Raw genomic sequence first — 12,446 nt, forward strand, 5'->3', positions numbered from 1 at the left:
CCTTCAGATTCCATCTCACGATGGACACCCTTGCCTTCGGCTATATCCTTCCCACTACCGGGCGGATTCGGGACTTTAACCCGTTAGAAACGTGCGCCGCTAGGCGCACATCCAAAGAAACGACCGGACACAAATATGTTGTATCCGGTCGTTTTTTTTCGTTTTACTTTTTTACAGATTTTGGGTATAGTATAAATAGAGAAACTTTGCAAAATGATAGATGGAGGTTTTTATGGCATCAAGGATCAAAAACGTACAAGAGGTAAAAATACCGGAGACATATACACTGGAACAGTCAGCATCCATTCCTGAGATCGACAGCATAGCGCTGGCACTGCGTCACAAAAAGAGTGGAGCGAGAGTTTTGTTTTTAAGCAATGAGGATGAGAATAAGGTATTTTCCATTGGCTTTCGTACCCCGCCAAAGGATGCGACCGGTGTACCGCACATTATTGAACATACGGTTCTGTGCGGCTCGAGAGAGTTTCCGGCGAAGGATCCGTTTGTGGAGTTAGTAAAGGGCTCCTTAAATACCTACCTCAATGCAACCACATATCCGGACAAGACCCTGTATCCGGTTGCAAGCTGCAATGACAAGGATTTTCAGAATCTTATGCATGTCTATATGGATGCAGTATTCTATCCGAATATTTACGAGCATGAGGAGATCTTTAAACAGGAGGGCTGGCATTACGAGTTAAATGCTCCGGATGAACCGGTCACCTATAACGGTGTTGTGTTCAATGAGATGAAGGGAGCATTCTCCTCTGCGGACGGAAAACTGGAGCGTTTTGTGATGAACGGGCTCTTTCCGGACAATACCTATGGCAATGAATCCGGCGGAGATCCGGCGAATATCCCGGATCTGACTTATGAGGAGTATCTTGACTTTCACCGTCATTATTATCATCCGGTCAACAGCTATATTTATCTTTATGGTAACATGGACATTGAGGAGCGTCTCGAGTGGATGGATCAGCATTACCTGAAGGACTTCCCTGCAATCGAGCTGGATTCTTCGATCCCTCTGCAGAAGCCGTTTACGCAGATGAAGTCGCTTGAGACCGAGTATGCAGTGTCCGAAAATGAGGACAGTGACGAAAAGACTTACTATGCCTTTGCGGCAGCTATGGATATTACGCTTGATGTCAAGACCTGCAAGGCGTTTGAGGTGCTTGCGTATGTTCTGGCAGAGATGCCGGGCGCACCGCTCAAGCAGGCACTTTTGGATGCCGGGATCGGAACGGACATCGATGTTGATTTCTGCGATATTCTGCGCCAGAGCTATTTTGCTCTGACCACCCAGAATGCCAAAGCGGGTGAGCGCAAGCGATTTTATGATATTATCAAAAGCACTCTGCAGGAGCAGGTGGAGAAGGGCGTTGATCAGAAAGCACTGGAGGCGGCGATCAATGCAATGGAATTTAAGGAAAGAGAAGCCGATTACGGAATGTTCCCAAAGGGACTGATCTATGGTCTCAATACGATGAAGACCTGGCTGTATGATGATAAGATGCCGTATGATGCACTTTGCTTCCGGAGTGCTTATGAATTTCTACGTGAAAAGCTTGGAACCGGCTATTATGAAGAACTGATCCGGAAGTATCTGATCGACAACCCGCATGCTGTTCTTGTGGAAATGAAGCCGAAAAACGGACTTTCTGCCGAGGCAGAGCAGAAGGAAAAGGATCGTCTGGCAGCCTATAAGGCATCTTTATCTGACGAAGAGATTGCACAGCTGATCGAGGATACCAAAGCATTAAAGGCATATCAGGAGGAGCCGTCTCCGAAGGAGGTATTGGAGAAGATCCCGATGCTTTCCAGAGAAGATATTGATAAGAAGATCGCGCCGATCTACAACAGGGAGTGCAAGATTGAAAATGTTCCGGTGATGCACCATGACATTCATACCAATGATATCGTATATCTTGATCTGCTGTTTGACGTAGATGACTGTAAGGAATTTATGCCGCAGATGAGCTTCCTTAAGACGCTGCTTGGCTATATGGATACAAAGGATTACAGCTACAGCAGTCTGGATACAGAGATCAATTTCCATACCGGCGGCATCGGTGCGGACGTGAACTTCTATCGTCTTTATGGCAGAGAGGATGCCTGCCGTGTACGCTTTGAGATAAGCACGAAGGTGCTTCGCAGCAAGCTTTCCGAGGCTCTTGATCTGATGGCACAGATCATGTTTACCACAAGCTTTGCGGATGAGAAACATCTGCGTGAGGTTGTTGCCGAGGCACGCTCACGTAAGAAGGTGAGCATGATGTCAGCAGGTCATCAGGCTGCAATGGTGCGTGCGATGTCCCATCTTTCTGAGGTGGACTGGCTCAGTGACCGCTACGGCGGATACGGTTATTATGAATATCTGGCACAGCTGGACGATCAGTTTGATAAAGAAAAGGAACGTCTGCAGAAGGGCTGTGCGGCCTTGATGAAGAAGATATTTACCCGCTCCGGACTGACGATATCCTGTACGGCAGACCGGAATGGATTAAAGGAAATTGAGAAGGAGCTTCCGGCATTCCTGAAACGTCTGGATACATTTGAACAGGAGGCAGAGGGCGGCAGTCTTAATGATGTGATGACACCGTTTGTTATGGAGCTTAAACCGGTTAATGAAGGTATTATGACACCGGCAGAGGTACAGTATGTTGCGATTGCAGGTCAGTGTAAGGACATGAGCGGCATTAAGCGTGGTGTGCTGGATGTGGCGCGCCATCTGCTCAATTTTGGTTATCTCTGGAATGAGGTTCGTGTCAAGGGAGGTGCCTATGGCGTATCCTGCCAGCTCATCCGTAACGGCGAGGGCTTCTTTACTTCCTACCGTGATCCGGGTCTTGGAAGTACACTCGAGGCATACCGGAAGGCGGCAGATTATCTCCGCAGCTTTGATGCCGAGGAGAGAGAGCTTCTCAAGACCATTATCGGAACGATCAGCGGACTGGATACCCCGAAGCCGCCGGCAGCAAAGGGCAAGCGCTCTATGGGAGTTTATCTTTCTGAGATCCCGGAGGAGGTTTTGCAGGAGGCAAGAGATCAGGTTCTGGCATGTTCCGGAGAGGATATCCGTGCTGTGGCAGATATGGCAGAGGCGATCGCTTCAACCGGCAGCATCTGCGTGATCGGTAATGAGAACCACATCAGGGAAGAGAAAGACTTATTTGATAAATTACTAACCTTATAAAATATAAAATGGAGGAGTACCATGGCAAAAAAACAGGAGTTTCGGTCCGGCTTTGTGACACTGATCGGCCGTCCGAACGTAGGAAAGTCAACGCTGATGAACCGGATAATCGGACAGAAGATCGCGATCACTTCCAACAAGCCGCAGACCACCCGTAACAGGATCCAGACTGTCTACACAGATGAGCGTGGACAGATCATCTTTCTGGATACACCGGGCATTCACAAGGCGAAAAACAAGCTCGGAGAATATATGGTTTCGGTGGCGGAGCGTACGCTTAAGGAGGTCGATCTGATCCTCTGGCTCGTTGAGCCGACGACCTTTATCGGCGCGGGAGAGCGCCATATCGCAGAGCAGCTTCGCAAGGTCAAGACACCGGTCTTTCTTGTGATCAATAAGATCGACACGGTAGCAAAGGCAGAGATTTTAACCTTTATCGATGCTTATAAGGACATTGCTGATTTTGCGGAGATCATTCCGGTATCGGCATTGAAGGGAGAGAATACGGATGAGCTGTTGGAATCCATGTTCCGGTATCTCGAGACAGGTCCGCAGTATTATGATGAGGATACGATCACAGATCAGCCGGAGCGCCAGATCGTGTCAGAGCTTATCCGCGAGAAGGCTCTGCGTAACTTAAGTGATGAGATTCCGCACGGTGTTGCCGTGGCAATCGACCGGATGAAGGAGCGCCCGGGCGGAACTTTGATCGATATTGATGCAACGATCGTCTGTGAGCGCAATTCCCATAAGGGAATCATTATCGGCAAGCAGGGTTCTATGCTCAAAAAGATCGGTACCGATGCCCGAAAGGATATCGAGGCACTGTTAGATTGTAAAGTGAATTTGAAGCTCTGGGTAAAGGTCAAAAAGGACTGGCGGGACAGTGATTTTCTGATTAAGAATTTTGGCTACCGCTCAGAGGGAAATGAGGAATAATACGATGTTTCAAAGAAAGCTAAAATATATTTTTGCAGCAGGTGTGCTGACAGCGTTTCTTGCGGCAGCAGCAATGCCGTCAGGCGCAACGGAGGAGAAAGCGGCAGCAGCGGTTACGGTAACACCGGCGGTGACGACAACGCCAAGACCAACCTCCACAGCGTCCGCTTCTGTTTCGGCAAGTCCGTCCGCTTCTGCATCTGCATCGGCAGCACCGAGTCCGAGTGTGAGTCCGACTCAGGAACCGCCGATGTCTGTGATGAATGCACCGGTTCAGCAAAAGATTACCAAAAAGGGACTGATCTACGAGTATACCGGAACACATGCAAATCTGATCGGCTGTACGAAAGCCGCTCAGAGCAAAACTGCAATCCGTATTCCTGCCAAGATCTGTGTGCAGGACATATATTATGATGTCAAAATGATCGATTTTGAAGCATTCCGGGGTTGCAGAAAGCTTAAAAATGTCACGGTCGGAAGATATGTAACAAGGATCCAGTATGGGGCATTTCAGGGCTGTAGAAAGCTTGGAAAGGTTACATTTCAGGGCAGGAAATTAAATGAAGTGGGTGATGATGCATTTCGTTCCACGGCATCCGGGATACGGTTTGTGATGCCGCGTTCCGTCCGTACCAAATACAAAAAGCTTCTAAAAACAAGCGGTCCGAAGCGCGCTGTGTATAAGGGCATATAGAAGATTCCATAAGCTTCCAGTATATCCGGGAGACCGTTTTGCCATCCTAAGAATAGACGGCAGGAATGCCTGCAGTCAAGTAACGGGCAAAGGAGAACGGATCATGGAATTACCGAATCGATGGGATTGTTTTATGGAAAGCGGACGTATAGAAGATTATCTGAATTACTGCAGAGCAAGACAGAATGATAACACAAGGGAACATAGTCCTGACGGGACGATGACAGAAAACAGGGTAGAGGCACGGTATGGCGGCGGAGCTGATAGAAGTGACCGGAATGGTGCTGACGGCATCTCCGGTAAAGGAATATGACAAACGAATAGAGCTGCTGACAAAAGAACGCGGGAGAATCTCTGCCTTTGTCACAGGAGCAAGAAGAGTCAACAGCGCAGTCTCTGCCTGTGCGATCCCTTTTACTTTTGGTACTTATCGACTGTACGAGGGCAGAAGCTCCTATAACGTGCAGTCTGCGCAGATTAAGAAGTTTTTTGCGGGAATAGCAGATGATTTTGACACTCTCTGCTATGCATCTTATTTTGCGGAGCTTGCAAGGTATTTTACAAGAGAAAACGTTGAGGCACCGGATGAACTTCTGCTTCTGTATGTGGCATGCAGCGCAATGACCAGGGGAAAGATTTCACTGCCGCTTGTCCGGGTAATCTACGAGATGCGTATGATGCAGATCGAGGGTGAAGCACTTGAATTGTTTCAATGTCTTGGATGTAAAACATCACAGGGGAATCTTCGCGTTTATTTTTCGAGAGGTGGATTTCTTTGTGACAGCTGCGCTGCGAAGTTTATGTCAGAGCAGAGGGAAAAGGGATACCGCCTTAGTCCGGACGCAGTTTATGCGCTGCAGTTTATAGTGACGACACCGTTAGAGCGTTTATTTACATTTCGTGTTTCGGAACAGATAGAAAAAGAACTTTCAGAATTTATGACACACTATTATGAACATTATCTGCATCATACGTTTCAGTCTCTGGCTTTTCTGGAGTCTCTGCCGTATTAAGATCAAGAAGCTTATCTATTGCGGGCTGCATGTCGGGATGGTTCCGGTATGCCTCGATCAGCTTGTATTCCTGATTGGAAAGAGACGGAAGCTCTGTGCCGGAAGGCAGATACCCAAAAGCAGCCAGAACATTCTGGATATTATAAAAGCGGCACAGATGCATCAGATTATCAGCACTGGGTTGTGTCTGTCCGTTCTCCCAGCCGTAAATTGTCTTTGTGGCAACATCAATATTCTTTTCACGCAGGTAAGCTGCGACTTCATCGACAGATAAATGATTTATTTTACGATATTCTTTTAATTTTTCAGCAATTTTTGGATTTTTCATAAGAATCTCCGATCCATCTGAGTATTTACCCTATTTACATTTATACTATCAAACGAAAAATGACATTGTCAAGAAATCCTGCACTCAAAATGTGCGTAATACATAAAATTCTCTTTAAAAGGGAATACTATGCGTTGAAATTCTATTTAAACGAGGATATAATGGAAAAAATGAAATATCCCTGTGAATGGAGAGGAGAGAAAGGCATGGAAATAACGCATCGAGTGGTTGACTATATACAAAAGCATCATCTTTCGGCAGAGGAAATTGCCGGAAAGACGGGCGTTGCAGGAGAGATTCTTTCCGGAAAGGTGCAAAGAGGACTGAATGCGTCGGAGTTTTTGGCGATCTGCAGTTACCTGAAGGTGGATCCGTATGATTTTTATGACAGATCATCGGAAGAATGGAGAAAGGGATGCTGACATACCGGTGTTACGGAAGGCATGGACAGGGAAAACAGGAGAGGACAGATGGGCGGGAAGCAGCTGCATCGTATCTGCTGATTGAGGAGGCAGTCTGTCCGATATGCAAAAGCCGGGATCACGTTGAAGTGGAATCGCGGCTTTACTGGTGTACACACTGCCGGATACCGTTGTATGAAAAGAACTGTCCGCTGTGCCATGCGCCTGCGGAGGAGTTTGTACGTGACTGTCGTATAGTATTCCCTGAGGAAAAACGGCTTCTGGAGCTTTTGATGGAGGCAGAGCCCGGTACATATGACCACAGCAGTGTGTGGAACGGGGGAGGCATTTATTATGCGGATGGACTGAGGCTGCCGTTAGAGATCACGAAGCTGTCAGAGGAACAGATCCGTCGGGCAGCACAGAAGATACCGGAGGCATTCCGAAATATTGACACGCGGGAGTTTGACCGGATGCGGGAACGGTTTGTGCGAGCTAATTGCAGGCGGTTTTGCGAGCTTGAAACAGAAGCCGTGGATTATATCCGAACCAGCGTGGAGCGGTATGGTATTTCTAAATGCTATGTTTCGTTCAGTGGCGGAAAAGATTCTACAGTTGTAGCAGAATTGGTGCGCCGTGCGCTGGGAATGGAATTGATGCACGGATTTGCGGATACTACCTTAGAACTTCCGCAGACACTGGAATACATCCGGCGTTACAGACGAAGTCATCCGGATATCTATTTTATTGATGCAAAAAGCAGGGGCGAGCAGTTTGAAGCACTTTGTGAAATACTGGGGCCACCGAGCAGAGTCATGCGCTGGTGCTGTACGGTATTCAAAACAAGCGCATTAAACCGGCGGCTGGAAATGTGTTTCCCGGAAGGAGCGATCCTGTCCTTTCAGGGGATCCGGCGGGCAGAGTCTTATGGGCGTCGGAAATATGACAGAACATCTCATAAAAACAAGATTGGCAGACAGATCACAGCATCGCCGATCATCGACTGGCAGGACTTTGATGTATGGCTGTATATTGCCACAACAGGGATTGACTTTAATCAGGCGTATCGTCTGGGATATGCCAGAGTGGGATGCTGGTGCTGTCCCAATAACAGTACATGGTCAGAAATATTGGCACAGATTTATATGCCGCAGCAGCATCGCAGCTTTAAGCGGCTGCTTCTTGATTTTGCGGTCAAAACAAATAAAAAGGATCCGGAAGAGTATGTCCGCACCGGACAATGGAAAGCGAGACTGGGAGGATACGGTCTTGCGCATGCAAAACAGTCGGTCGTTTCGTATACGCCCTGTGTCAATGAAGCGGATGCGTATCGTTATGAATTGACACGTCCGGTGACCGCTTCGTTTTTTGAACTGTGGAAGCCGTTTGGGTGGATCCACAGAGAACTCGGCAGCAGACATCTCGGTGAGGTTTATGTACTTGACCGGGATAAAATGCCGGTTCTTCGTCTGCAGGCAAGAGAGGGTGACATGGCGGTCAAGATTGTTGTTGAAGCCTTAGACAGAATGGGAACGAAAAGCAGGGACAAGGCGAGGAGATATGTGGAAGCACAGATCACCAAATATCAGATGTGCATCGGCTGTCATGCCTGTGAAGAAATTTGTCCGCATGGTGCACTGCATTGTGATACAGAAGGTTACCGGATCAATGATGAAAAGTGTTTTCGATGCAGAAAATGTATTAATTATTTTAGTGGAGGCTGTTATATCCGGAAAATCCTTTCAATTCCGCGGCAGCAGAGGAGCAAACATGAACAGGAAAACAGATAATATAAAGATGGAATGGCTTATAAAAGCAATGCACGAATTACAGGGGCGACCGGAGCTGTTTGATAAAAACGGACGCATAGGGGCGGATATTCTCGGACATGCACCGGTTACTGTGCGCAATATCGGAACAAGGCTTACAGAACTGGGACTGGCACAGACGGGAAAGCAATCATTCCTGACACCGCTTGGAGAACTGGTTCTTCACTGTGATCCGTATCTGGAACGGTTCGAGTCTGCCTGGCTTCTTAACCGGACGGCACAGATGACAGGCGGAGCGGATGAGGCAATCGTACAGATTATTCAAGGTGCGTCTGGCCGGAAAATGCAGTGGAAATTGGAACAGAACCTGTCTCTGCCGGAAGAACAGATGGCAGCCTGCTACAAAATGGCAGACCGGACATCGGTTGAACTTCTTCAGGATGGGATGATGCTGTTTTCGTGCCGGTATTATATTGAGAAAGGAATGCGCCGGATATATCGCTGCAGGGAATGTGCGCCGGAGGAATGTGAGACGGTTCTGGAACAGTCCTGTATGCGGAAACAGTCTGTCATCTGTCTGATTCGCGGAGAAATAACAGCATCGGATGAAATTCAGAATGTCATTGATCGGATAAGTACGTATCCGGCGATCATTGTCGGCAAGGTGGACGGACGGTGGAAGGCAGTGCGTGCCGGAAAGGGTGCGGTATCCTGCGAAAGTATAAGCCGTCTTCTGCAAATAATGTGGGAGCAAAGCAAACAATATTATCCGGAAACACCGTTACTTCGAATGGAAACGTTGATGGCAGATGCTTTGACACTGACACAGCGCCGGGTGAGAATGAGAGTTATTGATGCAATTTTCGGGCGGACGACAGGATATAAGAGGAGAACCTCTTATATGGAGGAAGAGCGTCTTTGCCGCTGTGTGGCAGAGATGACCGGGGCGAACGGAGACAAACAGGCAGAGCCTGTCATGAATCGGATCCTGCTGCAGTTTCACCGGTTTATAGACGATGCACGGAAGAGTCCGCAAAATCTGCAGACATTGTACAATACACTGCAAGCACCTCCGTATGGTCTGCCGGGAGGTATTATTCCTGTTCTTCTTGCAGTGGCGCTGATGGAACAGAAGCTGGATGGCGTGCTCCGCGTCGCAGCGGTAGAGCAGGTGATCTGTGGAAAGACGCTGGATAATGCAGATAAGGAACCGGCAAATTATGAGTTATATATAGAAAATGTATTTCTGCATCCACAGGAATATCAGGAGGAACTTGCCGGTCTTTTTGACATTGACCGGGAAGAACTGGACAAAACCGGCAGGTTTGAGAGGACGAAGTTAGTGGCAGACCGGATCGCGGACTGGTATCAAAAGCTTCCGCTGTATACCTGGTCGATGGGGAGCACCGGAGCATGCGGGAAGCAGACGGAAGCATTTGTCAGAGCATGCCGCCGGAAGAGAGATCGTTTCTTTTCCTTCCTTTATCGGGACATCCCGGACTGTCTGCTGGCACAGAATGCAAAGGAATGCATTCAGGCACTGCAGGCGCAGAAGAGTCTTTTGGAAGCCTGCTATCCGAAACTGCAGAAAGAACTTTGTGAAATCACCGGGAAGATATGTGGAGAGGCATCGGTAGAAGAAACCGAGAGGCTTGCAAAACAGCTTATGGGGGTTACAATGGAGTATTTTCAGCCGGACAGTGCTGAAATTTATGCCGGAAAGCTCCAAAACTATATGAATGAGAAACTTGGCGGAAAGTATTCGGGGACTCCGACTCTGGAAATTGTTATTTGCGAAAAAGCTGCGAAGGATATCAGCTGCAGAATATATCATGAATCGCACGGGCAGACGGCACAGCTTCTGAAGCGGCAGATACATTATCTGATCGGGGAGACCAGAAATGCACTGGAACAGGAAGAGAAAGCAGCGGTTTTGATCCGGGTGCTGCAGGAGGTGATAGAGAATGATCTATCTTGATTATGCAGCAACCTCATATATAAAAGAAGAGTGTGTTTATCAGGAAATGGATCGCCTGTTTCGGACAATGTCCGTCAATGCAGGACGAGGAACATATCCGGCAAGCCGGCAGGCACAGAAGCTGATTGATGAGACGAGGGCGCAAATAGCATCGCAGACCGGCTGGTATGATCCTTCAGATGTCTATTTTACCGCGTCGGCAACTCAGGCGTGTAATATAGTGCTGCAAGGGCTATCCTGGGAGCAGGGGGATATTGTGTATTTATCGCCGTATGAGCACAATGCAATCGCCCGTGTGATGGAAACTTTGCGTCTGCGGTATAAGCTTCAGATCAGGCTGCTTCCGGTAGATGGGGATGGTTACATTGATCTGGAGCAGACGAGACAGCTTTTCCGGACGTATGCACCCAAAGCTGTATGTGCGGTGATGGTCAGCAATGTGACCGGATATATCCTGCCGGTGAAACAGATAACACAATATGCACATGCCGCGGGTGCCGTTGTTATTTCAGATATGGCACAGGCACTTGGTATCGTTCCGGTTGAGCTGACAAAGGATGCACCGGATTTTATAATTTTTGCAGGGCATAAGGGGATTGGCGGACCGTTTGGTACGGGAGGATTTATTGTATGCGGCGGCAAAATGCCGGAGCCGGTTCTGTATGGAGGCAACGGCGTGGATTCCCGGAATCTGCAGATGCCATTGACCGGAAGCGCACGTTATGAAGCCGGAAGCAGTAACGCACCGGCGATCGGAGCACTGAAAAAAGCACTGGAGGTTCTGCCTGATCCACGGGAAACATTGCAGAGAGAGCAGCATCAGATCGCATTGCTGCAGAAGGAGCTTCACGGACAGAGAGGAATCTGTTTTTATCCGGCGCACCGTATTCAGGAGCAGTTTACGGGGATCCTGTCATTTCGTCTCAGAAGATACACACCGGAGGAAACGGCAGACATCCTAAGTGCGGAATACGATATAGCGTGCGCAGCGGATATCATTGTGCACCATATGTACATGACATTTACGGAACCGGAGATACAGGAACGGTTCGGGTCAGCGTGGGAAGATATACAACGGAGGAAGAACTGATACGGCTGGCAGAGGTACTGCACAAGCTGTGCTAGAGGCAGTTTCAAAAAAATGGAAAAAATACTTTGCAGAAAGTGTTGTATTTTGAAATCAAATTGAGTATACTATCTATAAAAGAAATCACCTGGGGTGTGCGACACTCCTGACATTTTGAACCTACACTTTTGAACAGGGATTCCTATATCTATGTATGGATGTCATGCCCTATTACCTGGGACGGCAGAAGTACATGTGCGGTTACCCACCTAGCACATGCTAGGACTCAAAATTCAGGAACCGGCATTTTGGGCTTCTTTGACAGCAAGAGGATCATATTAATGTGGTCCTCTTTTCGATTTTAAATTTTTTGCAAAAAATAAAAAAAAGACTTGACGGAGATCGTGTCGGGTGTTATACTTGTCAAGCAGCGTTCGGGAAGACGGACGTCACAAATGAATATGTGGAGAGGTATCGAAGTGGTCATAACGAGGCGGTCTTGAAAACCGTTTGTCCGCAAGGGCGCGTGGGTTCGAATCCCACCCTCTCCGTTATTATTGCCCGGAGTCATATCGACACCGTGCAATTTTTTTCTGGCAAATGCAGCCGGGAGAATAAAAGAACTAATACAATATTATGTGTTAGATCAGCTTGGAGAAGTACCCAAGAGGCTGAAGGGGCTCCCCTGGAAAGGGAGTAGGTCGTTAATAGCGGCGCGAGGGTTCAAATCCCTCCTTCTCCGTTACACAGTAAGTTGATTCATACTGTGTTGTGCACCGCAAGTTCGTTGGTGACACTGACGAGTTTTGATTTTCGAAAGGAAATCTTTTCTGCAAAGACGGTTGGAAGACGAGAGCTTGCAGAAAATAAAAAAAACTTAAAAAAAGTGTTGACAACATCGAGAAAGCGTGCTAATATATATATCGTTGTCGCGCAAGACAAGCGAACAACAGACAAGCGGGAACGCTTGAGAGAAGCTTGATAATTGAACAGTAAAACAACCCTGAAAATTCTAATAAAAGATGTGAATCACATCTTAAAAAAGATTTTCAAGATCAAAAC

The 12,446-nt window shown here is 47.8% G+C and carries 10 protein-coding genes, 2 tRNA genes and 1 other RNA gene; 12 read left to right on the forward strand and 1 reads right to left on the reverse strand.

From position 1 onward, the window contains the following. Nucleotides 1–232: 232 nt before the first annotated feature. The 5 genes from DXA20_RS15365 (at nucleotide 233) to recO (ending at nucleotide 5,842) form a co-directional block, all read left to right on the forward strand. Nucleotides 233–3,196 carry an insulinase family protein gene (locus DXA20_RS15365; protein ID WP_118561983.1) on the forward strand — a complete coding sequence of 988 codons (2,964 nt, stop codon included), beginning with the start codon at nucleotides 233–235 and terminating at the stop codon, nucleotides 3,194–3,196. A 21-nt stretch (nucleotides 3,197–3,217) separates the two neighbouring features. Next, nucleotides 3,218–4,135 carry a GTPase Era gene (gene era, locus DXA20_RS15370; protein ID WP_022306997.1) on the forward strand — a complete coding sequence of 306 codons (918 nt, stop codon included), beginning with the start codon at nucleotides 3,218–3,220 and terminating at the stop codon, nucleotides 4,133–4,135. Nucleotides 4,136–4,139: 4 nt separating this feature from the next. Beyond that, entirely contained in the window at nucleotides 4,140–4,829 is a 690-nt protein-coding gene (locus DXA20_RS15375) for a leucine-rich repeat protein (protein ID WP_022306998.1), read from the forward strand. 103 nt (nucleotides 4,830–4,932) lie between these two features. Further along, nucleotides 4,933–5,142 (forward strand): hypothetical protein, encoded by a 210-nt coding sequence (locus DXA20_RS16040; RefSeq protein ID WP_147403768.1) that lies wholly within the window; start codon nucleotides 4,933–4,935, stop codon nucleotides 5,140–5,142. After that, the gene (gene recO / locus DXA20_RS15380; protein WP_022306999.1) at nucleotides 5,078–5,842 is read left to right on the forward strand and encodes a DNA repair protein RecO; all 765 of its coding nucleotides are present in this window, start codon (nucleotides 5,078–5,080) and stop codon (nucleotides 5,840–5,842) included. Before DXA20_RS16040 ends, recO begins: the two co-directional genes overlap by 65 nt. On the opposite strand, the gene DXA20_RS15385 is transcribed toward recO, so the two are convergent. Continuing rightward, nucleotides 5,766–6,170: a helix-turn-helix transcriptional regulator gene (locus DXA20_RS15385; protein WP_022307000.1), complete on the reverse strand. Its 405-nt coding sequence runs from the start codon at nucleotides 6,168–6,170 to the stop codon at nucleotides 5,766–5,768. The genes recO and DXA20_RS15385 overlap by 77 nt on opposite strands. Nucleotides 6,171–6,376: 206 nt before the next feature. On the opposite strand from DXA20_RS15385, the gene DXA20_RS15390 reads away from it, so the two are divergent. The 7 genes from DXA20_RS15390 (at nucleotide 6,377) to DXA20_RS15420 (ending at nucleotide 12,126) form a co-directional block, all read left to right on the forward strand. Beyond that, nucleotides 6,377–6,592, forward strand: coding sequence for a helix-turn-helix domain-containing protein (locus DXA20_RS15390; RefSeq protein ID WP_147403769.1), 216 nt, complete (start codon nucleotides 6,377–6,379; stop codon nucleotides 6,590–6,592). Beyond that, nucleotides 6,574–8,361, forward strand: a complete 1,788-nt coding sequence (locus DXA20_RS15395) for a phosphoadenosine phosphosulfate reductase domain-containing protein (RefSeq protein WP_118561987.1) — start codon at nucleotides 6,574–6,576, stop codon at nucleotides 8,359–8,361. Before DXA20_RS15390 ends, DXA20_RS15395 begins: the two co-directional genes overlap by 19 nt. Beyond that, nucleotides 8,342–10,318 (forward strand): hypothetical protein, encoded by a 1,977-nt coding sequence (locus DXA20_RS15400; protein WP_118561989.1) that lies wholly within the window; start codon nucleotides 8,342–8,344, stop codon nucleotides 10,316–10,318. The genes DXA20_RS15395 and DXA20_RS15400 overlap by 20 nt, the downstream gene beginning before the upstream one ends. After that, nucleotides 10,305–11,408 (forward strand): aminotransferase class V-fold PLP-dependent enzyme, encoded by a 1,104-nt coding sequence (locus DXA20_RS15405; RefSeq protein ID WP_118561991.1) that lies wholly within the window; start codon nucleotides 10,305–10,307, stop codon nucleotides 11,406–11,408. Before DXA20_RS15400 ends, DXA20_RS15405 begins: the two co-directional genes overlap by 14 nt. 118 nt (nucleotides 11,409–11,526) lie before the next feature. Continuing rightward, nucleotides 11,527–11,703, forward strand: a non-coding RNA gene (gene ssrS / locus DXA20_RS15410) — 6S RNA. Between the two features lie 146 nt (nucleotides 11,704–11,849). Continuing rightward, nucleotides 11,850–11,935, forward strand: a tRNA-Ser gene (locus DXA20_RS15415). Nucleotides 11,936–12,037: 102 nt separating this feature from the next. Next, a tRNA-Ser gene (locus DXA20_RS15420) sits at nucleotides 12,038–12,126 on the forward strand. Nucleotides 12,127–12,446: the final 320 nt, after the last annotated feature.

The sequence above is a fragment of the Roseburia sp. AM59-24XD genome, from assembly GCF_003478445.1.
Taxonomy (GTDB): Bacteria; Bacillota; Clostridia; order Lachnospirales; family Lachnospiraceae; genus Jutongia.

Excerpts from the sequence above, each read along its gene's own strand:
- DXA20_RS15365 (WP_118561983.1), top strand. The coding sequence starts at position 233 with ATGGCATCAAGGATCAAAAACGTACAAGAGGTAAAAATACCGGAGACA.
- era (WP_022306997.1), top strand. The coding sequence starts at position 3,218 with ATGGCAAAAAAACAGGAGTTTCGGTCCGGCTTTGTGACACTGATCGGC.
- DXA20_RS15375 (WP_022306998.1), top strand. The coding sequence starts at position 4,140 with ATGTTTCAAAGAAAGCTAAAATATATTTTTGCAGCAGGTGTGCTGACA.
- DXA20_RS16040 (WP_147403768.1), top strand. The coding sequence starts at position 4,933 with ATGGAATTACCGAATCGATGGGATTGTTTTATGGAAAGCGGACGTATA.
- recO (WP_022306999.1), top strand. The coding sequence starts at position 5,078 with ATGGCGGCGGAGCTGATAGAAGTGACCGGAATGGTGCTGACGGCATCT.
- DXA20_RS15385 (WP_022307000.1), bottom strand. The coding sequence starts at position 6,170 with ATGAAAAATCCAAAAATTGCTGAAAAATTAAAAGAATATCGTAAAATA.
- DXA20_RS15390 (WP_147403769.1), top strand. The coding sequence starts at position 6,377 with ATGGAAATAACGCATCGAGTGGTTGACTATATACAAAAGCATCATCTT.
- DXA20_RS15395 (WP_118561987.1), top strand. The coding sequence starts at position 6,574 with ATGGAGAAAGGGATGCTGACATACCGGTGTTACGGAAGGCATGGACAG.
- DXA20_RS15400 (WP_118561989.1), top strand. The coding sequence starts at position 8,342 with ATGAACAGGAAAACAGATAATATAAAGATGGAATGGCTTATAAAAGCA.
- DXA20_RS15405 (WP_118561991.1), top strand. The coding sequence starts at position 10,305 with ATGATCTATCTTGATTATGCAGCAACCTCATATATAAAAGAAGAGTGT.